Source organism: Actinoplanes derwentensis, from assembly GCF_900104725.1.
Taxonomy (GTDB): Bacteria; Actinomycetota; Actinomycetes; order Mycobacteriales; family Micromonosporaceae; genus Actinoplanes; species Actinoplanes derwentensis.
This window is the reverse complement of the sequence record NZ_LT629758.1, coordinates 5,451,538-5,470,733: the sequence shown is the minus strand read 5'-3', so window position 1 is coordinate 5,470,733 and position 19,196 is coordinate 5,451,538. Positions and strand designations below refer to the sequence as shown.

The following is a 19,196-nucleotide window of genomic DNA, read 5'->3' as shown; positions in this document are numbered from 1 at the left end:
ATACAGTGCTGGGCATGTATGGGGAGGATGTGATGGCGGGCGACTGGCGCCGCCGCAAGGTTGTTCCGGAGGTGGACGCCGAACCGGATCTGGTCGTCGAGGACGCCGATTCCGGGTTCTGCGGGGCCGTGGTCGGGTTCGAGCTGGGTGCGGTCGTGCTGGAGGACCGGTTCGGGAAACGGCGCAACTTCCCGCTCGAACCGGCGGCGTTCCTGCTGGACGGCCGGCCGGTCACCCTGCGGCGGCCGGTGCGCGCGCAGCCCGCTCAGCGGCGGATGACCGCCTCCGGCTCGATCGCCGTCGCCGGTGTGAAAGCCCAGGTGGCGAAGGCCAGCCGGATCTGGGTCGAGGGCATTCACGACGCCGCCCTGGTCGAGCGGATCTGGGGTGACGACCTGCGGATCGAGGGCATCGTCGTGGAGCCGCTGTCCGGGATCGACGATCTCGCCGGGGACGTCCGGGAGTTCGGGCCGTCGAAGACCCGGCGGCTCGGTGTTCTGGTCGACCATCTGGTGCCCGGGTCCAAGGAGAGCCGGATCGTCGCCGCTGTCAAGGACCCGAACGTGCTGGTCACCGGTCATCCCTACGTGGACGTGTGGCAGGCCGTCAAACCGGAACGGGTCGGTTTGCGGGCCTGGCCGGTCATTCCGCCCGGCCGTCCGTGGAAGGAAGGCGTCTGCGAAGCCGTGGGCGTGCGCGAACCGGCCGACATGTGGCGGCGGATCCTCGCGTCGGTCAGCTCCTACAAGGACGTCGAGACCCCGTTGATCAACTCGGTGGAGCGGCTCATCGACTTCGTGACCGTCCTGGAGGATTGAGCGCCCGCCCGATCCGGGCGGCGGCCTCGGTCAGGCGGTCCGGCGGGTGCGCGGCATAGCCGATCACCAGGCCGGGCGGCCCCGGCCGGCGGCGATGCCAGGACAGCGGCTGCACCAGCACACCGGCCGCCGCCACCCGCTCGGCCAGAACCGTGTCCTCGACGGGGCCGGGCAGCGTCACCAGCAGATGCAGGCCGGCGGCCACGCCGGCGACGCGGGCCTCCGGCAGATGCGCGCGCAACCCGGCCAGCAGGGCGTCCCGGCGAGACCGCTGCCGGGTACGAACCCCGCGCAGATGCCGCTCGTAGTCACCCGAACCCAGCAACTCGGCCAGCACCAACTGTGGCAGCGCCGGATTACCCAGGTCGCTGGCGTGTTTGGCGGCCAGCAGTTCGGCCTGCATGCCTCGCGGCGCGATCAGCCAGCCGGTCCGCATCCCGGGGGCGAGTGACTTCGAGACACTGCCCAGGTACGCCACCCGGTCCGGTGCCGACCCCTGCACCGCGGCCACCGGCGCCCGATCGTAACGATGCTCGGCGTCGTAGTCGTCCTCGACGATCAGGTTGCCGTCCGCCGCCCAGGCCAGCAGCGCTCGCCGCCGCCGTGGCGACAGCACCACCCCGGTCGGGAACTGGTGCGCCGGAGTCAGCACCGCGGCCGTCACCCCGGTCGCGGCCAGCTCACCCACCCGCAGGCCCTCGCCGTCGACCGGCACCTCCACCGGCCGCAACCCCCAGAACGCCATCTGGTCCAGGGCGCCGCGCGACCCCGGGTCCTCCACCGCCACCGCGTCCGTGCCACGGGCGCGAAGAACATGCGCGAGCAGGGCGAGCCCTTGCGCGACACCCGCGGTGACGATCACGTCGTCGGCTTCGCACCGGACCCCGCGGGTACGCGCCAGCCAGCCCACCAGCACCGACCGCAGCCGTGGCGTGCCGCCGGGATCGCCGTACCGCAGGTCGGCCGCGGTCACCCGGCCCAGCACCGCCCGCTCGGCCCGCAACCACGCCGCCCGCGGGAACGCCGACAGATCCGGCACTCCCGGCGACAGGTCGATCTCGATGCCGTCCGGGGTGGAGAGCGGCAACCGCAGCTGGTGCAGGGTCCGCCGCCGGTCCGCCGCCGGGCGCGGCGACCGTTCCGGTCCGCGCCCGGTCACCACGGTCCCCGATCCGGTCCGCGCCCCGGCCAGCCCTTCGTCGGCCAGCCGCTGGTAGGCCTGCACCACCACACCCCGGGAGACCCCCAGCTCGGCGGCGAGAAGCCGGGTCGCGGGCAGCCGGTCACCGGGGGTCAGCCGGCCGGCCGCGATCGCCGCCCGCAGTCCCTCGGTCAGCCAGGCGGTCAGCCCCGCCGGACGGGCGTCCCCCGGTTTCAGCTGCAGAAAGTCCGACCCGGACATCAGTCCACCCCCATGGGCAGTGGGAATTGGTCTGCTCGATCGTGCTCTGATTGGTCCTCGAAACGGACCATACTCCGGGGCGAGCATCAGAGGCATGAAAGCTCTCCCCGCACTCGCGGGCGCGGCCGGAATGGTCTTCGTCGGCGGTAGCGTCGCCGTCTCCGGCCGTCTCGCCGACGCGCCCCTGTTCACCGTGCAGGCCCTCCGCTACACCGTCGCCTGCCTGCTGCTGCTCGGCTGGGCCCGATGGTCGGGCACCCGGATTCGGTTACCCCGCGGACCCGACCTGCTCTGGCTGCTCGGTGTCACCGGCACCGGGCTGGTGCTCTTCAACGTGGCACTGGTCCAGGGCTCCCGGCACGCCGAACCGGCGGTCATCGGCGTGGCCGTCGCCTGCGTCCCGATCGTCCTGGCCGCCGTCGGCCCGCTGCTGGAGGGCCGCCGCCCCGCCGCCCGGGTACTGGCCGCCGCCGTCGTGGTGACCCTCGGCGCCGCCCTGGTCCAGGGACTCGGCCGCACCGACGCCACCGGCGTCGCCTGGGCGGCCGTCACGTTCGCTGGTGAGGCCGCGTTCACCCTGCTCGCGGTGCCGGTGCTGAGCCGCCACGGGCCGCTGGGCGTCTCGGTGCACACCACCTGGCTGGGCGCGGCGATGTTCGCGATCCTGGGACTGGCCGTCGAGGGGCCGGGCGCGGTGTTCCGGCTCCGGGCCGCCGACCTGCTGGCCGGCGCCTACCTGGCGGTGTTGGTGACGGCGGTGGCGTTCGTGCTCTGGTACACGTGCGTGGCCCGGATCGGCGCCGCCCGCGCCGGGTTGCTCACCGGAGTCGCCCCGATCGCGGCGGCCGCCACCGGCGTGGCCCTCGGCGGCCCACTCCCGTCGGCCGCGGTCTGGCTGGGCATCGCCACGGTCATAGCGGGCCTGACCCTGGGTTTCGTGGTCCGCTCCGAGCCGCTGCCCACCGTGGAGTCCGCGCATCCCCGGGCCCACGTGGTGACGTAGGCCCGGCGGGGTGGCGGTGACCCCACGCTTACGCCCGGCGGTCGCGCCGGCGGTCGCGGCCCCGGCCCCTCCTTGCGGGGACGCGGCGGGGCGGACTGTTGCGGTTGTGGGGGTGGCGGGCGTACCGGAAAGGGTCAGGCCGGGTGTCGGGGGTTTCGGTGGAAGACGAACGTGGCGATGTTCAGGTGCGTGACCTCGCCGGTGGGGGAGCGTTCGATCCGTAGGATCTCGCCCTCGTTGAAGCCGGAGACGCCGCGCCAGCGGTCGGGGGTCTCGGCGGTGAAGCGGGTGCGGTGGTCGGGGCCGGTCATCAGGAGCCCGTCGGCGTCGGGGTCGATCGAGTATTCGCGGCCCATCCACCACCAGCGGCCCTGGATCCCGGCGGCCTCGCCGTGTGGTTCGGCGGGCGGGCGCCACGGTTCGACCGGTTCGGGTTCGCCGTCCAGGGCGGCGGTCAGGGCGGTCAGGCTGATCTTCTTGATGCTGGTGCCGTGCAGGCCGTAGGCGTTGGCGAAGACGATCACCCCCATCCGGCTGCGGCGATGGACGGCCAGGTGGGAGACGTAACCGGGCATCGAGCCGCCGTGGCCGGCGTAGACGCGTTCGCCGGCCCGGAACAGTTGCGGGCCCAGTCCGTGGCCTTCGGTCCAGGTTTCGAGGTCGCTGATCGCGACCGGGGCGCACATCTCGTCGACGGTCTCCCGGGACAGCACCGCCGGTGCGGGGTCGGCCAGCACAGCGGCCCATTTGGCCATGTCGGTGACGGTGGACCAGAGCTGCCCGGCGGGGGCCATCGCGCCGGTGTCGGGGCGGGGCTCCTCGTGCAGGGCCGAGTCCAGGGCGTGAACGACATGACCGCGGGCGTACGGTTCCACCGGCGCGCAGGTGGTCCGTTTCATGCCGAGCGGGTCGAGGACCCGTTTACCGGCGAGTTCGGTCCAGCCCTGGCCGGTGACACGTTCCAGCACCGCGCCGAGCAGCCCGTAACCGAGGTTGGAGTACCGGAACCGCCGGTTCGGTGACCCGGACAGCTTCTCGGGGGTGAGCCCGGCCAGCAGGTCGCCGACGCTCCCGCCGGTGGTTCGCTCCCACCACGGGCCGTCGGGTTCGCGCTGCAGCCCGGAGACGTGGCCGAGCAGCTGGCGCAGGGTCACGCCGCCGACGGGGGTGCCGGGCAGGTGCCGGTGGAGCTGGTCGTCGAGGGTGAGGAACCCTTCGTCACGCAGTTGCATCACCAGGGTCGCGGTGATCGTCTTGGTGATCGAGCCGATCCGGTACTGGGTCTTCGGGTCCGGCCGGGGCTGCACTCCGGCGCCCGCGAAGTGCAGCACCGCGCGGTCCCGGACGACGCCCAGGGCGATCGACGGCACCCGGCCCTCCGCCTGGGCCCGGGCGGTGATCTCATCGATCCGGCGGACGGTCTCCGGAAGCAACGGCACGTGGGTCCCTCTTCTCAACTTCGACTCATGCGTCTAACTGTTTCAAGTCGATTCGGCTACGCGTGGCCGAGCGCTCGCCGTGTGTGCGCGGGCGTGCCACGATCGGGGTTGTGGAAGCTGTGATCTGGATCGTCCTCGCCATCGCCCTGGCCATCGGTGAGGCCTTCACCGTGACGTTTCTCATCATGTTCCTCGCGGTCGGGGCCCTGGCCGCCGCGGGCGCTGCTGCCCTCGGCTTCGGCCTGATCGCACAGGTGGTCGTCTTCGCGGTCGTCTCCGGCCTCTCGGTCGCGGCGCTGCGCCCGATCATCGTGAAACACGCGCGTTCGGCGCTGGAGGCGGGGGAGACCGCGTTCGGCGTCGAGGCGATCGAAGGTTCCCGTGGCACCGTGATCGAAGCGGTGGACGGCGACAACGGCATGATCAAGATCGACGGGGAGCTGTGGCAGGCCCGGTCGTTCGACAACGGCGATACCTTCGCACCTGGTGAGCACGTGCGTGTCGTGAAGTTGCGCGGCGCGACCGTCCTGGTCTGGCACGACGACCTGCCGCACGTTTAGGAGTGGCGTCATGGAAGCGATAATTCTCATTCTGGTCATCGTCATCGCCGTCTTCGCGGTGACCACCCTCGTCAAGTCCGTCCGCATCGTCCCGCAGCAGCGGATGGACGTGATCGAGCGGCTCGGTAAATACAAGCGGACCCTCTCCCCGGGCCTGAACCTGCTGATCCCGTTCGTCGACGCGGTCCGGACCAAGGTCGACATGCGGGAACAGGTCGTCTCGTTCCCGCCCCAGCCGGTCATCACCTCGGACAACCTGGTCGTCTCGATCGACACGGTGCTCTACTTCAAGGTCGTCGACCCGGTGCGGGCGACGTACGAGATCTCCAACTTCCTGCAGGCCATCGAGCAGCTCACCGTCACCACGCTGCGCAACGTGATCGGCTCCCTCGACCTGGAGCGTGCCCTGACCAGCCGCGACCAGATCAACAAGCACCTCTCCAGTGTGCTCGACGAGACCACCGGCCGGTGGGGCATCAAGGTCACCCGGGTCGAGCTGAAAGCCATCGAGCCGCCGCCCAGCATCCGCGACTCGATGGAGAAGCAGATGCGCGCCGAGCGGGAGCGCCGCGCCACCATCCTGAACGCGGAAGGCCACAAGCAGGCCGCCATCCTCACCGCCGAGGGTGAGAAGCAGTCCCAGGTGCTGCGCGCCGACGGTGACCGGCAGGCCCGGATCCTGCAGGCCGAGGGTCAGGCCAAGGCGATCCGCACCGTCTTCGACGCGATCCACCAGGCGAACCCGTCGCAGAAGGTGCTCGCCTACCAGTACCTGCAGTCGCTCCCGGCGATCGCCAACGGCACCGCCAACAAGGTGTGGATCCTGCCGACCGAGCTGACCAAGGCCCTGGAGGGCATCGGCGGCGCGCTCGGTGGTCTCGGCAACATGGTCGGCGACGAGCCGCTGAAGGGTGTCGACACGGCCGCGGTCGAGCGGGAGGCCGCGGAAGCGGCCGCCTCCGCGGCAGCCGAGGCGCAGAAGGTGACCGCCGAGGTGCGCGAGGCCGAGGCGCTGGCCGCCGGGGGCAAACCGGAACTGCCCGCCCCCGACGCGATCCCGCCGGCGGCCGCGCTGGGCGGCGCCGACTACGACGGGGCGGAGCACATCGAAAAGCGCTGAATTTGTGGGATCCGCCACACCGCAGCAGGGCATTTGGCATGCTCGGCACCATGATTCCGACCGGTGCCCCCGGCCGCTCGGCTTGTTGCCCCTGCTAGTGAGGCGGAGCCATGAGCATCAGCCAACGTCAGACGGCGAGTGGGCGGCCCCTTCGGGTCGCCCCCGCCTGGGTCGGAGCCCCGGCCCAGGCGGAGCCGGACGGACACTTCCTGCCGGTCCGGGACGCCGTCTGGATCTGGTCGGTCCGGAGGTACGCCAGACTCGCCCTCTGGGGTCTGCCGGCCGCGGCCGTCCTCTACGGCTGGTTCACCCTCGGGGTGAGCAGCCAACCCGGCCCGCTGGTCGTCGCGCTGCTCGCCGGGTGGCTCGCGATGATCGCCCTGATCGCCCTGGCCGGGCTGCTCGCCGGTTCCCGCACCCGGCGGTGTGCGCTGGCCGGGCTGCTCGTCACCCTGGCCGGCGCGACCATGCTGGTGCCGCTCGCGGCTCTGCCGGCGGACGTGCTGGTGGCGGCGACCACCCCGATCGCGGACGGCCACGTGCCCGATCTGCTCACCGCCGCCGCCGTCATCTCCGGCACCGGGCTGCTGCTGCTCGGCTGGGCGGTGTTCCGGTCCAAGCTGGTCAACCCGGCCGACGGCGTGCTGCTGATGCTCGCGGCGATCGCCATGGGCGCCGGCACCGTCGCCGACTCGCCGGTGCCGACGGTCGGGGCGCTGCTGCTGCTCGCCGCCGGGATGGGACTGGCCTGGACCGGTGGCCGGCTGGTCCCCCGCAGTTAGCGGGTCAGCTCGTAGAAGGCGATCGCGCCCGCGGTCGCCACGTTCAGTGAGTCGACACCGTTGTACATCGGGATCACCACCCGGGCGTCGGCGGCCTCCATCGCCGCCCGGGTCAGACCGGGACCCTCGGCACCCAGCAGCAGGGCCGGGCGTTCCCGCTGCCGCGGGGTGAGCGAACCGATCGGGATCGCGCCGTCGCCCGGAGTCAGGGCCAGCAGCGTGAACCCGGCCTCCCGGATCGCGGTCAGCGTGCCCGGCCAGTCGTCGGACTTCGCGTACGGGATGGCGAAGACCTCGCCCATGCTCACCCGGACCGCCCGGCGGTACAGCGGGTCCGCGCAGTTCGGCGACAGCACGACCGCGTCGATCCCGAGGGCGGCGGCACTGCGGAACAACGCGCCGAGGTTGGTATGGGTGTTGAGCCCTTCGAGCACGGCGATGCAGCGCGCCTTCGCCAGCAGCTCCGGCATCTGCGGAGTCTCGCGGCGGTGGAACGACGCCAGGATGCCCCGGTGCACGTGGAACCCGGTGATCGACTCCAGCACCGCGGGGGGAGCCGCATAGAGCGGGGCGTCCGCCGGCAGACCGGTCAGCTGGGCCACCCGCTTCTCGTCGACCAGCGCCGACCGCATCCGGTAACCGGCCCGCAGCGCCCGCTCGATCACCAGCTCACCCTCGGCGATGAACAGCCCGTTCGGCGGCTCCCAGCGGGTCCGCAGTTCGACGTCGGTGAGGGCCCGGTAGTCGCCGATCCGAGGATCGTCCGGGCTGGTGATGGTCAGCGCAGGCACAACGGCATTCTGCCGGGTCACGGTTTCGGTACTCGCGGCGAGCCGTCACTAGTAGGGTCGAAGTCGGTCGAGAGCGCCGGGGGTGTCCGTGTCCGACCCGCATCTTCTCGCCCTGTTGCGTGCCATCCGGCTGCGGCAGAGCGCACCCGACGCCGCCGCCGCGGGCGAGGCCGACACCGCGGCGGCCCTCTCCGAGATCGCCCGGAACCAGACCGCCCGGAAGAAGAAGGAAGCGCAGGTGGCCGAGCAAGCCGACGCCGGCACCCCGCCGTACTTCAGCAAGCACCGGGCCGCTGAGGAGGACACCCCGCGAGGCGGTAGCGCGGGCCTGCTGTGGCGCGGCGATCCCAGTGCCGTCATGGGCCGGGCCAACCTGCGCAACGCCCGCAGCGCCATCCCACCGATCGGCGGCATCACCCCGTCCGGCCCCACCACCCCGGTCCCGCCGATCCCGGCACTGGAAGGGGTCCGCCCGCCGGAACCCCCGGGCACCGACTTCCCACCCCAGCTCCCGCCCCGGTCGTTCCCGTCCCGGCGGCCCAGGACCAGCGGCCCGGTGCGCCGCGCGGCCGGCCGCGACGGCATGGACCCGGCCGACGACGCGGCCCTGCGCGACATCCAGCGCAACCTCAGCACCAGCATCACCTTCGCCGGCGGAGTCGAGGACGTCGCCGAACGCCTGTGGAACGCCCTGCACCAGGCCCAGCCCGCGCTGCTCAGCTCCCTGCCCGGCACCGCTCCGACGCAGCGCGCCGACCTGGCCCGCGCCCTCACCTGGCTGGTCCATCACCTGGCCGACCCGCCCGCCGTGGTCAGCGGCTGCGCCCGGCTCGGGGCGGTGCTCGCCGAATGCGGCCTGCAGTGGAACCGGCTGCAGCTGGTCGGCGCGGCCCTGGCCGAGGCGACCCGGGCCGGCATGCCACCCGGCTCCTGGCGGCAGGACTTCGACCAGGCGTGGCGCTGGGCCTGGCAGCACACCTACGAGTGGATCGTGCACGGCGGGACGCTGGTGGCGTACCAGCCGACCATCTGGGACGTCGAGGTCGTCTCGCACGAACAGCGCCGCGAGGACCTGGCGGTGATCGGGCTGCGGTCGTTGCTGCCGATGCCGTTCCGCCCCGGCCAGTTCGCCCGCTTCGAGGTCCCCGAGATCCCCGGCGTCTGGCGGCCGTATTCGCTGGCCGGCGCCCCACACCGGGACGAGTACATCGAACTGCACGTCCGGGCGAAGTCCGAGACCGGCGTCAGCGGCACCCTGGTCCATCACACCCGCCGCGGCGCCCGCCTGCGGATGACCCGCGCCGAAGGCGACATGGGCCTGCCCGACAGCCGCGGCATCCTGATGATCGCCGGCGACACCGGCGTGGCCCCGATGAAGGCGATGCTCGCCGAACTGGCCGCCCGAGGCGACACCCGGCAGACGGTCCTGCTGTGGAGCGTCCGCGACCAGACCGAGCTGTACGACATCGACGCCCTCACCGAACTGGCCGCCCGCGTCCCCGGCGCCACGGTCATCCCGGTGGTGGCGGAGGAGCCGTCCGGCCCGTACATGTCCGGCCCGATCACCGACGCGGTGACGACCTACGGCGACTGGTCCCGCTACGAGATCTACCTGGCCGGCCCACCCCAGATGCTGGCGAAGACCACCGCGGCCCTGCTCCGCCTAGGCGTCAAACCAGATCAGATGCATTACGACCCACCCGAATAACCTTTTCTGGTACGACACGCGGCCCCCCAACCGCAACGCCCGGCCCCGCCCCGTCCGCGCGAGGCCGGCGCCCGGCAAGGCCCATCCCGCGACCGCCGGGCGCCGGCGAGACTCCAGGCCCACGGCGCCGTGCCCACGGCTCGTGTTTCGCCAGGCCCGCATTTCGCCAGGCCCGTGCTGCGTCAGTCCTGTGCTGCGCCAGGCCTGTGCTTCGCCGCGGCCTACTGCGGAACGGCGTATCCCGGAACAGACGGCCACCGGACCGTCAGCACCACCGACTCCTCAGCCGCGAACCATGAGTGATCCACCCCCCGCTGCCAGACCACGTAATCCCCCTGCTTGTCGAGGACCACTGTCCGCTCCGGGAACTCCATGTGAAAACAGCCGCTGATCAGCACCAGCAACGCGGTCCGGTCCTCACCGTGCACCCACCGGGCCCGCCGGTCCCCACGCGGGTGCCGCCCCCACTTGATCTCGACGTCGTTGCTGTGCCGGGGGTCGCCTTCCGGCTTGAAATGCCCCAGCAGCCACCCCCGGTCAGCAAGCGCGTCCGGGTCGGCGTTCCCCACGTAGATCTCGTCAACCATGCCGCAAAACGCTACCGCCCACGGCCACGCGGCAAGATCGGGGTCACCGCTGCCGCTCGCTCCGGACGACCCTTCCAGTAAGTGAAATAAGCAAATTGGCTTTCGTATATTGCGGATGTGGCCGAGCCTGGTGGTTCGGGGTTCGACGAGTTCCGCAACTGAGGAGTGGACCATGGGTACGGCGATGACACTCGCGGCAACGGCACTCCAGCTCTCCGAGGCGGCCAACCGAAAGAGCAGCCCCGAGCGCGCCTCGCTGAAGTCCCTGCTGACCCTGCTGACGAAAACCGGCGGCGAGCCGGTGCGCCTGGTGGCGGGAAGTGCCGGTGAGGTAGTCGTCCCCGATCTGGTGGTCGATCTTTTACGGCAGGTCAGCGCCGTTCTGGACCGCGGCGACGGCGTGGTCGTCAGCGTGGTCGCCCGCGAGCTCACCACCACCGAGGCCGCCCGGGTGCTCGGCGTCTCACGTCCCACTCTGACCGCCATGCTCGACCGGGCCGAGATCAAGTCGCACCGGGTGGGCACGCACCGGCGGGTGGCCTTACAGGACCTGCTGGCCTACCGGCGCCAGCGAGTCGCCCAGCAACGCACCGCATACGAGGCCTTGATGGCCGAACAGGACGAGCTGGGCATTTACGAATAAGAATCCCAGCGCTGTCTCGACCTGATCAATGCCGGCATCGGCACCGACGGACGCTTACGAACCCCTGCGGGCGCGCCCGCAGGGGTTCGGCTGACAGCCGGAAGGCGTCAGCGTGTTCGGGATCGTGGTGCCGTCCCGGCGCTGGGCCAGCCGGGAGTGCCGGCTGGCGGTGAGCGTGAGCCGGCGGGTCAGGCGGTGGCCTCGGTGAGGAGTTTGTAGTAGGCGGGGGGGATGTGGTGGGGGCCGCCGGGGGTGAAGACGTTCGAGTGGGAGGCGTCGGCCCAGGCCGAGTCCGGGACCGCGGCCCGCAGCGCCACCAGCACCGGGGCGTCGTCGGGCAGTAGGGCGAGGGCGACCAGGCACTCCTCGGCCTCGCCGACGCACTCGAACGGCTTGTGCGCGTCGACGCCGAGCAACTCCAGGAAGCCGGGGGTCTGCGCCTCGTCGGCGAACAGGTCGGAGCCGAAGATCCGGGTCAGGCGGGCGCGGGGCATGTGCGGGGCCATCGCCAGGAAGACGAAACGGCACTTCGGGCAGTCACCGCACCAGCGGGTCGTCGGGTCGTGCAGCTTGAACGCCTGGTTACAGCTGGTGACGACGTCATCGTACGCTGTGTAACCGGCGAACAGCTGGGCGATGTGCAGCTCGGAGAGGGTCCGCAGGAGCGAGAAGTACGGGTCGACCAGACCGGTGTACGCCGCGACCGCGTCCCGCAGCAGGCCCTCGGCGACCACGCCCTTGGACCACTGGTGGTTGACCTCGTGACCGTTCCAGATCAGGTTCGGGTCGGAGGCGGAACGCTCGTTGGACATCACCACCGGGCCCAGCCCGTGCCACACCGCGGTGGCGACGGCGATCAGCGAGTTGATCGCGGTGACCGGGATGTGCCCGTTGAGCGCTCCGGCCTTGTTCAGTGCGAACAGCTCCGGGTCCAGTTTGCGGCGGGCGGCCAGCGCGGGCAGGCCGGAGGCGGCGTTCACGTTCTCGATCACCGGGTTCGGGTTGACCGAGAACGGCACCGGGTCCAGGCCGGCGGCCCGCAGGATCTCCAGGGTGACGATCGAGTCCTTGCCACCACCGACGGCCGACAGCGGCCGGCCGCCCTGGACCTCGGCGGGGACCGCGGCCGGGATCACGCCGGGCGTCTGGACCGTGAGTTCGAGCACGTGCGGCAGCTGGTTGCGGTACGCGTACTCCGCCATGCCCTCGGTGTAGACCGCGGTGAGATAATCGGTGACCTGCTGCGGGAACGGTTTCGGGGTGACCACCCGGGGCGGCGCGCCGACCTTGAAGTAGCTGACCCCGGCCACCACGTGCAGCAGGTCCAGCACCCGCTGGAAGGTCTCCGGGACCTCCCGCCCGGCCGGCACCGGGAACGTGATCGTCTCGGTGAAGCGCAGCGGCGACGGACCGTCCAGCAGATAGTCGAACGTCGCCACCCCCGTCGTCGGATCGAACGCGTACGAGGGGAAGCGCATGACGTCGAACTGCACCCGGAAACTCCTGTCATAAGGCCGACGGGCAATATTAGTTCGTCCGGCGACGATGCGAACCCGAGGAGATCACATGCGGCTGGCAGACCTACGGGGCAAGTCGGTGGCGGTGTGGGGGACCGGGCGTGAGGGGCGGGCCGCGGTGACCGCGATCGCCCGGTACGAGCCGTCCCGCCTGATCGTGGTCGAGGACAGCGCCAACTACCTGTCCGTCGAGTGGACCGGGGAACTGGCCGCGCTGGCGCCGCTGGCCGGTGGCGAGCACGCGTTCGCGGCCCTGGTCAGCGCGGACGTCGTGGTGCGGTCCCCAGGGGTGCCGTCCACCCATCCGTACGTCAAGGAGCTGCGCGAGCGCGGCATCCCGGTGACCGGCGGCAGCGCCCTGTGGATGGCCGACCACGCCGCCCGGACCGTCGGGGTGACCGGCAGCAAGGGCAAGTCCACCACGTCCAGCCTGATCAGCCACCTGTTGACGGCGGTCGGGCGGCCCAACGCGTACGGCGGCAACATCGGGGTGCCGCTGCTGGACATGCCGGACGCCGAGTTGTACGTGCTGGAACTCTCCAGCTACCAGTGCGCCGACCTGACCGACTCGCCACGGGTGGCCGTGGTCACCTCGCTCTTCCCGGAGCACCTGGACGCGCACGGCGGCGAACGGGAGTACTACCGGGACAAACTAAACATCCTGCGGTACGGGCCCCAGCTGACCGTGATCAACGGCACCGACAAACGGCTGCACGACGAGATCGGTGACGCCGTCGACGCCGACGGCCGGGCGCCGGTCCGGGCCGCCGCCGCGGACTCCCGGTTCCGGATCGGGGACGCTCAGGTGTGGTGCGGTGACGAGGCCCTGTTCGGCCGGGACGCGCTCGCTCTCAAGGGCCGCCACAACGAGGGCAACCTGTGCGTGGCCCTGGCCGTACTGGAGGGCATGGGCGTCGACGTGCCGGCCGTGCGATCGGAGCTGGAGGCGGCGGTGCGCTCCTTCGCGGGGCTGCCGCACCGGCTCGCCGAGATCCAGGATCCGTCCGGGCTGACGTTCGTCGACGACACCCTGTCGACGTCGCCGTACGCGGCGATGCACGCCATCGAAGCGTACGAGAACCGGCCACTCACCGTGCTCGTCGGCGGGTCCGACCGCGGTCTCGACTACTCACCGTTACGGGATTTCCTCGCCGACCGGGAACTCACCGTGATCGGCCTGCCGGACAGTGGCCCCCGGATCCTGGAGGCGCTCGCCCGGTTGCCCCGGGTCCGCACCGAACCGGCCGACGACCTGATCGACGCGGTCCGCCTGGCCCGCAAGATCACACCCTCCGGCGGGGTGGTGCTGCTGTCCCCGGCCGCCCCCAGCTACGGCCGCTTCCGCAACTTCGAACACCGCTCCGAGGTCTTCGCCGAGGCGGTCCGCGAAACGGCCCCCTGAACCCTGAGTCCGAGCCGAAGCGGTCCTTGAACCCCCGGCCCGAGCCGAAGCGGTCCCTGAACCCCCAGCCCGAGCCGAAACGGCTCCTTGAGAGCCGCGCTCAGTACACGGGAGACTCCGGTCTGGCCGGAGGGCCCGTTCTGGTCTGGAACAAGGCGGTGGACTTGTCGCCCGCCTCGGAGAGCAGCGTGCGCGTGGTGGTCTCGGCGATCCGGCGCAGGCTGCGGATGGTCTTGCCGTGGCCGGGTTTCGGGCAGGGGTAGCCGGTCTCGAACCCGGCTGTGGTGGCGGAGATCCCCATGTTCGAACCGGTGATCCGGAATCCGGTGACCTTCGCGCGGTCCGGGCTGTAGACCGGGGTGTCCGTCAGGAAGATCTTCATGTCCTGCTGGACACGGGTCGCGGTGAACGGTTTGGCGCCGGCGGTGCAGGTCAGTGACCAGATCTCCTCGATGATCATGGTGTGGTGGAACGAGATCGTGGCTGCCTCGCGGGCGAGTCGGCCGGCGTTCCAGTCGAAGCCCTGGAGCAGGTTCGTGGCGTCGACGAAGCCGGTGTTGGTCTTGAAGTCGAAGGTGACCGCAGCCGGGCCGGCGTTGGCGCCGGCGGGTGCCGCAGTGGCGATGACGAGGGCCGCGCCGGCGATCAGGGGAAGCAGTCGCATGACGGTTGATGCTTCCCACGCGGGCGGTCGGTTGCACCCGAAAAGGGCGATTTCCCCCGACCGGTGACCAGTGCTGACCGGTCGGCGGTGACCATCATCGACTGATCGGCGGTGACCATCGCTCACCGCCCGGCGGCGGCGGGGGGACCGTGGGGCACCGCCCGCCGGGGCCGGACGCTACGGCTGTGGGTGGTTGCGGTCGGGGACCCGTCGTCCGTACCCGGAAATTTTTTTGATCTTGTTTCGACTGTGACGACGAGGTTTCGCCGCGTCACGGACATTGGCCGAACGGACGACCTCGCGCTGACCGAAAGGGCTAGTCGCGAGGTCGGAAAGTACCGGCTCAAATCGGCTGTAAATCGGACATGTGATGGCGGCCACGTCGTAACAGTCATTTACGGATCGATGGTCGTCAGCCGGGCCGCCGGAAACACCCGTTCATTCGCGCAGGTCAGGTAACGGTTTGAAAACTTCCTTCACAACCTTGACAGCAAGGGTCGTTTAGTAAGAACTTTTACCGCGACAGTAAACAGTCCTTCCTGAAAGGGTGTCCGATGAATGAGCCGGAGATGGACGGCACCGCGGGGCCCGCGGTCGCCGACTCGCCGGTTCGTGGCGCGCCCACCGTCAGGAAGGCGAACGGCATGAATCTGACCCCCGCGGACGGGGTGCTCGCCCGGGTCCGGACGCTGCTGCCGGACTTCACCGGAGCGCTGCAACGGGTCGCCGAGCAGGTGCTCACCGACCCGGCCGCGGCTTCCCGGGCCACCATCGTCGAACTCGCCGAACGCAGCGGCACCTCGCCGGCGACGATCACCCGGTTCTGCCGGGCGGTCGGCTTCGACGGGTACGCGGATCTGCGCCTCGGCATCGCGGCGGAGACCGGCCGGGCCCGCTCGGCCGGCTGGACCGTGGACATCGGCCGCGAGATCCAGCCGAGCGACCCCCTGGAACGGGTCCTCGGCCAGATCATGGCGGCCGACACCCGGGCCATGCACGACACCGCCACGCTGCTGGACCTGGGCGAGGTGGAACGGGCCGCGGTGGCGATCGCCGCGGCGCCGCGGGTGAACATCTTCGGCGCCAGCGGAAGCGCGCTGGTCGGCGAGGAGATGCAGTTCAGTCTGCACCGCATCGGCATCCCGGTGTGGGCCTGGACCGACGTGCACAACGGTCTGGCCAGCGCCGCGCTGTCGAGGTCCGGCGACGTCGCGCTCGGTATCTCGCACAGTGGCGAGACCGGCGAGACGATCGAGCTGCTCGCCGAGGCGAACAGCCGGGGCGCCACCACCATCGCGCTCACCAGTTTCCCCCGATCCCCACTGGCCGAGCTGGCCGACATCGTCCTGCTCACCGCCACCCAGGCGACGACCTTCCGGCCGGACGCGCTCAGCGCCCGGCATCCCCAGCTGGTCGTTCTCGACCTGCTGTACGTCGCCGTCGCGCAACGCACGCATGAACGTTCACACGCCGCGTTCCAGCGCACCGCTCAAGCGGTGCACGGGCACAAGGCCGTGAAGGACAGCTGAATCCCTGTGAAGAATGAAAATCCCTCGGGAGGAAATGTGAAGCGCAAGATCGCGGTTGCGGCGGCGCTCGCCGCGTCACTGCTCGGTGTGGCCGCCTGTAGCGGTGGTGGTGCCGACGAGGGCGCGACCTCGGCCACCGGCAAGGTGGACGGTGCGGGCAAGACCGTCAAGGTCTGGCTGATGGTCGACGCTGAGACCAGCTGGAAGGACGTCGTCGACGACGCCTCCAAGCGGTTCACCGAGGCCACCGGCGCGCAGGTCAACGTCGAGTACCAGCAGTGGGCCAACCACCTCACCAAGCTGGACGCGACGCTTGCCGGTTCGGACGTGCCGGACGTGGTCGAGCTGGGCAACACCGAGTTCTCCAAGTACGTCTTCTCCGGTGGCTTCGCCGAGCTGAACAAGACCGACTTCGAGAACTCCGACACCTGGCTGTCCGGTCTGTCCGGTGCCTGTGAGGCCGACGGCAAGGTCTACTGCGTGCCCTACTACGCCGGTGCCCGCGTGATGATCTACCGCACCGACCTGTTCGACAAGGCCGGTGTCAAGGAAGCCCCGAAGACGTACGCCGACTTCCTGTCCGCCCTGGAGAAGGTGCAGACCGGCAACGCGGCCGACAAGAAGTTCAGCGCGATCTACATGCCGGGCCAGTACTGGTACGCGGCGATGTCCTGGGTCAAGTCGACCGGTGGCGAGATCGCGAAGAAGGACGGCGACAAGTGGGTCGGGCAGCTCGCCACCCCGCAGTCGCAGGAGGGCCTGCAGCGCTGGGTCGACATGACCAAGAAGTACTCGAAGGCCGACCCGACCAAGAACGAGAACGAGCAGGCCGGCATCTTCGCCCAGGCCTCCAGCGGTGTCTTCTACGGCAACGGCTGGGAGCAGGGGGTCGCTGAGGAGACCCGCAAGGACCCGAACGACCCGAACTCCGAGCTGGTCCCGACCAAGGTCAAGGGCAAGCTGGCAGCCGCTCCGCTGCCCGAGGTGCCGTCGTTCCTCGGTGGCTCGAACCTGGGTGTGACCGCGAAGAGCGGCAACAAGGAACTCGCCGCCCAGTGGGTCAAGTACTTCACCGACAGCAAGTCGATGGCGGGTCTGGTGAAGGCCAACGCCCTGCCGAACGCGTCTTCGCTGATGGACAAGGCCGCCACCGACAACCCGAAGCTCGCCCCGGCGGCGCTGTCGGCGAAGAGCAGCTGGTTCCCGCCGAACGCCGAGAAGTGGGCCGACGTGGAGAAGGCCAGCATCCTGCAGACCATGCTGACGGACGTCCTGACCGGTAAGAAGACGGTGGCCGACGGCGCCAAGTGGGCGGACGAGCAGATCGCCGCCACGCTCAACGAGGCCTGACGACGCCGGGTGCCGCCCTTTCTCGAAAGGGCGGCACACCGCACTGGAGGATCATGATGCAAGCCGTCGATTCCCGGCCCGCCCCGGCGTCTGCGCCACCCGTGGTGAAAGATCGCGCAAGTGGGCGCCGAAAGCGCGACGCCCGGACGGCCTGGCTGCTCTCCCTGCCCACGCTCGTGATCCTGGTCGCGATGCTGGGCTACCCGCTGTACCGCATGATCGTGCTGTCGTTCCAGAACATGCGGCTGCGGGAGCTGTTCACCGGCGCGACCCCGCCGTGGGCCGGCTTCGACCAGTACGCGAAGGCCCTCACCGACGAGGTCTTCTGGGGCATCGTCGGCCGGACCGCGGCCTTCACGGTCGTGTCGGTCACCCTGTCGGTGACGGCCGGTCTCGGCATCGCCCTGCTGATGCGCCGGGTGCACGCCAAGGTGCGGATCTTCATGATGGTCGCGATGATGTTCGTCTGGGCCCTGCCCCAGCTCGTCGCGGCACAGGCCTTCCGCTGGCTCACCGACTCCGACTTCGGAGTGCTGAACTACCTGTTCAGCAAGGTCTTCGGCGACGAGTGGCTGAACCACAGCTGGTTCGTCAACCCGTGGGAGGGCTGGGCGGTGATCACCACGCTGGTGGTCTGGGCCGGTATCCCGTTCCTGGCGATCTCGCTCAGCGCCGGGCTGACCCAGGTGCCGAAGGAGTTGCTGGAAGCCGCCACGGTGGACGGCGCGTCGGCCTGGCAGGCCCTGCGCAACATCACCCTGCCGATCCTGAAGCCGCTGCTCACCATCGTCACCACGCTCTCGGTGATCTGGAACTTCGGCCTGTTCACCCAGAACTGGGCGCTGCGTGACAGCCACCCGGAGCCGGTGTACCAGACCCTCGCGACCTACTCGTACACGCAGGCGTTCGGTCGGTCCCTCTACAGCTACGGCTCGGCGATCTCGGTGATCACCGTGCTGCTGATGCTCGGCGTGATGGTGTTCTACATCCGCCAGATGTTCAAGATCGGAGAGGTGGACTGATGGCCCGCCACGACGACGGTGTCGTCACCGTCGGACGCAGCAGGATCGGCACGATCTTCGCCAACACCGGCGGCATCCTCTTCGGCCTCGTGATGATCTTCCCGGTCTACTGGGTGCTGAACACCGCTTTCAAACCCGACAGCGAGGTACGCAGCTTCACGCCGACGTTCTGGCCGCAGAACCCGACCCTGGACAACTTCCGGTCGGCCCTGGGCGAGGAGCATTTCCTGCCGAGCATGCTCAACGGACTGGTGATCACCGCGATGGCGGTGGCGGCCGCCCTGGTGGTGGGCTTCCTCGCGGCGCTGGCGATCGCCCGGTTCGCCTTCTACGGGCGCAAGGCGATCATCCTGGTCGTACTCGCCGTACAGCTGGTGCCGTTCCTGGCCCTGCTGATTCCGCTCTTCCTCATGTTGCAGGGTGCGAAGCTGACCAACACGCTGGTCGGTGTGGCCCTGGTGTATCTGGTTCTGCTGCTGCCGTACACGGTGTGGACCCTGCGTGGTTTCATCTCCGGCATCCCGCGGGAGCTGGACGAGGCCGCCATGATCGACGGTTGCACCCGGGCCCAGGTGTTCTGGCGCATCATCCTGCCGCTGACCGGCCCCGGCCTGGTCGCCACCTCGGTCTACGGGTTCATCCAGGCGTGGAACGAGTTCATCATCATCAACACGCTGAACGACCCGAACCACCAGAATCTGATGGCCTGGCTGCTCTACAACCAGACCGAGCGCGGCACCGCCTGGGGACCTCTCATGGCCGGTGCGATCATCACCTCGATCCCCGTGGTGGTGTTCTTCCTGATCATCCAGCGCAATATCGCCACCGGTCTGACGGCCGGCGCAGTCAAGGGTTGACC

The 19,196-nt window shown here is 70.2% G+C and carries 18 protein-coding genes; 12 read left to right on the top strand and 6 right to left on the bottom strand.

Features of this window, described 5'->3' with window-relative positions:
• Positions 1 to 14: 14 nt before the first annotated feature.
• Complete coding sequence (locus BLU81_RS24050) at positions 15 to 818, top strand: DUF3097 domain-containing protein (RefSeq protein WP_092546736.1); 804 nt, start codon at positions 15 to 17, stop codon at positions 816 to 818.
• Here BLU81_RS24050 and pdxR read toward each other — a convergent pair.
• Positions 787 to 2,220, bottom strand: a complete 1,434-nt coding sequence (gene pdxR / locus BLU81_RS24045) for a MocR-like pyridoxine biosynthesis transcription factor PdxR (protein WP_092546735.1) — start codon at positions 2,218 to 2,220, stop codon at positions 787 to 789. The genes BLU81_RS24050 and pdxR overlap by 32 nt on opposite strands.
• 94 nt (positions 2,221 to 2,314) lie before the next feature.
• On the opposite strand from pdxR, the gene BLU81_RS24040 reads away from it, so the two are divergent.
• Positions 2,315 to 3,223 carry a DMT family transporter gene (locus BLU81_RS24040; protein WP_092546734.1) on the top strand — a complete coding sequence of 303 codons (909 nt, stop codon included), beginning with the start codon at positions 2,315 to 2,317 and terminating at the stop codon, positions 3,221 to 3,223.
• Positions 3,224 to 3,357: 134 nt separating this feature from the next.
• Here the strand turns inward: BLU81_RS24040 and BLU81_RS24035 are convergent, their stop codons facing one another.
• Entirely contained in the window at positions 3,358 to 4,662 is a 1,305-nt protein-coding gene (locus BLU81_RS24035; RefSeq protein WP_092546733.1) for a serine hydrolase domain-containing protein, read from the bottom strand.
• Between the two features lie 110 nt (positions 4,663 to 4,772).
• Between BLU81_RS24035 and BLU81_RS24030 the strand changes: the two genes are divergently transcribed.
• The 3 genes from BLU81_RS24030 (at position 4,773) to BLU81_RS24020 (ending at position 7,124) form a co-directional block, all read left to right on the top strand.
• The gene (locus tag BLU81_RS24030) at positions 4,773 to 5,222 is read left to right on the top strand and encodes an NfeD family protein (protein WP_092557562.1); all 450 of its coding nucleotides are present in this window, start codon (positions 4,773 to 4,775) and stop codon (positions 5,220 to 5,222) included.
• Between the two features lie 10 nt (positions 5,223 to 5,232).
• Complete coding sequence (locus tag BLU81_RS24025; protein ID WP_092546732.1) at positions 5,233 to 6,342, top strand: SPFH domain-containing protein; 1,110 nt, start codon at positions 5,233 to 5,235, stop codon at positions 6,340 to 6,342.
• Positions 6,343 to 6,452: 110 nt separating this feature from the next.
• Positions 6,453 to 7,124, top strand: a complete 672-nt coding sequence (locus BLU81_RS24020) for a hypothetical protein (RefSeq protein WP_092546731.1) — start codon at positions 6,453 to 6,455, stop codon at positions 7,122 to 7,124.
• Here the strand turns inward: BLU81_RS24020 and BLU81_RS24015 are convergent.
• Positions 7,121 to 7,915 (bottom strand): TrmH family RNA methyltransferase, encoded by a 795-nt coding sequence (locus BLU81_RS24015; RefSeq protein WP_092546730.1) that lies wholly within the window; start codon positions 7,913 to 7,915, stop codon positions 7,121 to 7,123. The genes BLU81_RS24020 and BLU81_RS24015 overlap by 4 nt on opposite strands.
• An 88-nt stretch (positions 7,916 to 8,003) precedes the next feature.
• On the opposite strand from BLU81_RS24015, the gene BLU81_RS24010 reads away from it, so the two are divergent.
• Positions 8,004 to 9,623 (top strand): flavohemoprotein, encoded by a 1,620-nt coding sequence (locus BLU81_RS24010; RefSeq protein ID WP_231953485.1) that lies wholly within the window; start codon positions 8,004 to 8,006, stop codon positions 9,621 to 9,623.
• 221 nt (positions 9,624 to 9,844) lie between these two features.
• On the opposite strand, the gene BLU81_RS24005 is transcribed toward BLU81_RS24010, so the two are convergent.
• The gene (locus BLU81_RS24005) at positions 9,845 to 10,210 is read right to left on the bottom strand and encodes a cupin domain-containing protein (protein ID WP_092546728.1); all 366 of its coding nucleotides are present in this window, start codon (positions 10,208 to 10,210) and stop codon (positions 9,845 to 9,847) included.
• A gap of 172 nt (positions 10,211 to 10,382) precedes the next feature.
• Here BLU81_RS24005 and BLU81_RS24000 point away from each other — a divergent pair, with 172 nt between their 5' ends.
• Positions 10,383 to 10,853, top strand: a complete 471-nt coding sequence (locus BLU81_RS24000; RefSeq protein WP_157751773.1) for a helix-turn-helix domain-containing protein — start codon at positions 10,383 to 10,385, stop codon at positions 10,851 to 10,853.
• A 188-nt stretch (positions 10,854 to 11,041) separates the two neighbouring features.
• Here BLU81_RS24000 and BLU81_RS23995 read toward each other — a convergent pair whose 3' ends face one another.
• Positions 11,042 to 12,331, bottom strand: coding sequence for a hypothetical protein (locus tag BLU81_RS23995; RefSeq protein WP_092557560.1), 1,290 nt, complete (start codon positions 12,329 to 12,331; stop codon positions 11,042 to 11,044).
• Positions 12,332 to 12,419: 88 nt separating this feature from the next.
• Between BLU81_RS23995 and murD the strand changes: the two genes are divergently transcribed.
• On the top strand, positions 12,420 to 13,772 hold the full coding sequence (gene murD, locus BLU81_RS23990) for a UDP-N-acetylmuramoyl-L-alanine--D-glutamate ligase (protein WP_092546726.1): 1,353 nt from the start codon (positions 12,420 to 12,422) through the stop codon (positions 13,770 to 13,772).
• A 100-nt stretch (positions 13,773 to 13,872) separates the two neighbouring features.
• On the opposite strand, the gene BLU81_RS23985 is transcribed toward murD, so the two are convergent.
• Positions 13,873 to 14,436 carry a hypothetical protein gene (locus tag BLU81_RS23985; RefSeq protein ID WP_092546725.1) on the bottom strand — a complete coding sequence of 188 codons (564 nt, stop codon included), beginning with the start codon at positions 14,434 to 14,436 and terminating at the stop codon, positions 13,873 to 13,875.
• Positions 14,437 to 14,990: 554 nt separating this feature from the next.
• Between BLU81_RS23985 and BLU81_RS23980 the strand changes: the two genes are divergently transcribed.
• The 4 genes from BLU81_RS23980 (at position 14,991) to BLU81_RS23965 (ending at position 19,194) form a co-directional block, all read left to right on the top strand.
• Positions 14,991 to 15,965, top strand: coding sequence for a MurR/RpiR family transcriptional regulator (locus BLU81_RS23980; RefSeq protein WP_092546724.1), 975 nt, complete (start codon positions 14,991 to 14,993; stop codon positions 15,963 to 15,965).
• Positions 15,966 to 16,001: 36 nt separating this feature from the next.
• The gene (locus BLU81_RS23975; RefSeq protein ID WP_092546723.1) at positions 16,002 to 17,315 is read left to right on the top strand and encodes an extracellular solute-binding protein; all 1,314 of its coding nucleotides are present in this window, start codon (positions 16,002 to 16,004) and stop codon (positions 17,313 to 17,315) included.
• A gap of 104 nt (positions 17,316 to 17,419) precedes the next feature.
• Positions 17,420 to 18,337 (top strand): carbohydrate ABC transporter permease, encoded by a 918-nt coding sequence (locus BLU81_RS23970; protein ID WP_231953484.1) that lies wholly within the window; start codon positions 17,420 to 17,422, stop codon positions 18,335 to 18,337.
• Complete coding sequence (locus BLU81_RS23965; protein ID WP_092546722.1) at positions 18,337 to 19,194, top strand: carbohydrate ABC transporter permease; 858 nt, start codon at positions 18,337 to 18,339, stop codon at positions 19,192 to 19,194. The genes BLU81_RS23970 and BLU81_RS23965 overlap by 1 nt, the downstream gene beginning before the upstream one ends.
• Positions 19,195 to 19,196: the final 2 nt, after the last annotated feature.

What these genes read in the sequence shown, in the direction of transcription:
- BLU81_RS24050 (WP_092546736.1), top strand. Translation starts at nt 15, where the DNA reads ATGTATGGGGAGGATGTGATGGCGGGCGACTGGCGCCGCCGCAAGGTT.
- pdxR (WP_092546735.1), bottom strand. Translation starts at nt 2,220, where the DNA reads ATGTCCGGGTCGGACTTTCTGCAGCTGAAACCGGGGGACGCCCGTCCG.
- BLU81_RS24040 (WP_092546734.1), top strand. Translation starts at nt 2,315, where the DNA reads ATGAAAGCTCTCCCCGCACTCGCGGGCGCGGCCGGAATGGTCTTCGTC.
- BLU81_RS24025 (WP_092546732.1), top strand. Translation starts at nt 5,233, where the DNA reads ATGGAAGCGATAATTCTCATTCTGGTCATCGTCATCGCCGTCTTCGCG.
- BLU81_RS24020 (WP_092546731.1), top strand. Translation starts at nt 6,453, where the DNA reads ATGAGCATCAGCCAACGTCAGACGGCGAGTGGGCGGCCCCTTCGGGTC.
- BLU81_RS24005 (WP_092546728.1), bottom strand. Translation starts at nt 10,210, where the DNA reads ATGGTTGACGAGATCTACGTGGGGAACGCCGACCCGGACGCGCTTGCT.
- BLU81_RS24000 (WP_157751773.1), top strand. Translation starts at nt 10,383, where the DNA reads ATGGGTACGGCGATGACACTCGCGGCAACGGCACTCCAGCTCTCCGAG.
- BLU81_RS23995 (WP_092557560.1), bottom strand. Translation starts at nt 12,331, where the DNA reads ATGCGCTTCCCCTCGTACGCGTTCGATCCGACGACGGGGGTGGCGACG.
- murD (WP_092546726.1), top strand. Translation starts at nt 12,420, where the DNA reads ATGCGGCTGGCAGACCTACGGGGCAAGTCGGTGGCGGTGTGGGGGACC.
- BLU81_RS23985 (WP_092546725.1), bottom strand. Translation starts at nt 14,436, where the DNA reads ATGCGACTGCTTCCCCTGATCGCCGGCGCGGCCCTCGTCATCGCCACT.
- BLU81_RS23980 (WP_092546724.1), top strand. Translation starts at nt 14,991, where the DNA reads ATGAATGAGCCGGAGATGGACGGCACCGCGGGGCCCGCGGTCGCCGAC.
- BLU81_RS23965 (WP_092546722.1), top strand. Translation starts at nt 18,337, where the DNA reads ATGGCCCGCCACGACGACGGTGTCGTCACCGTCGGACGCAGCAGGATC.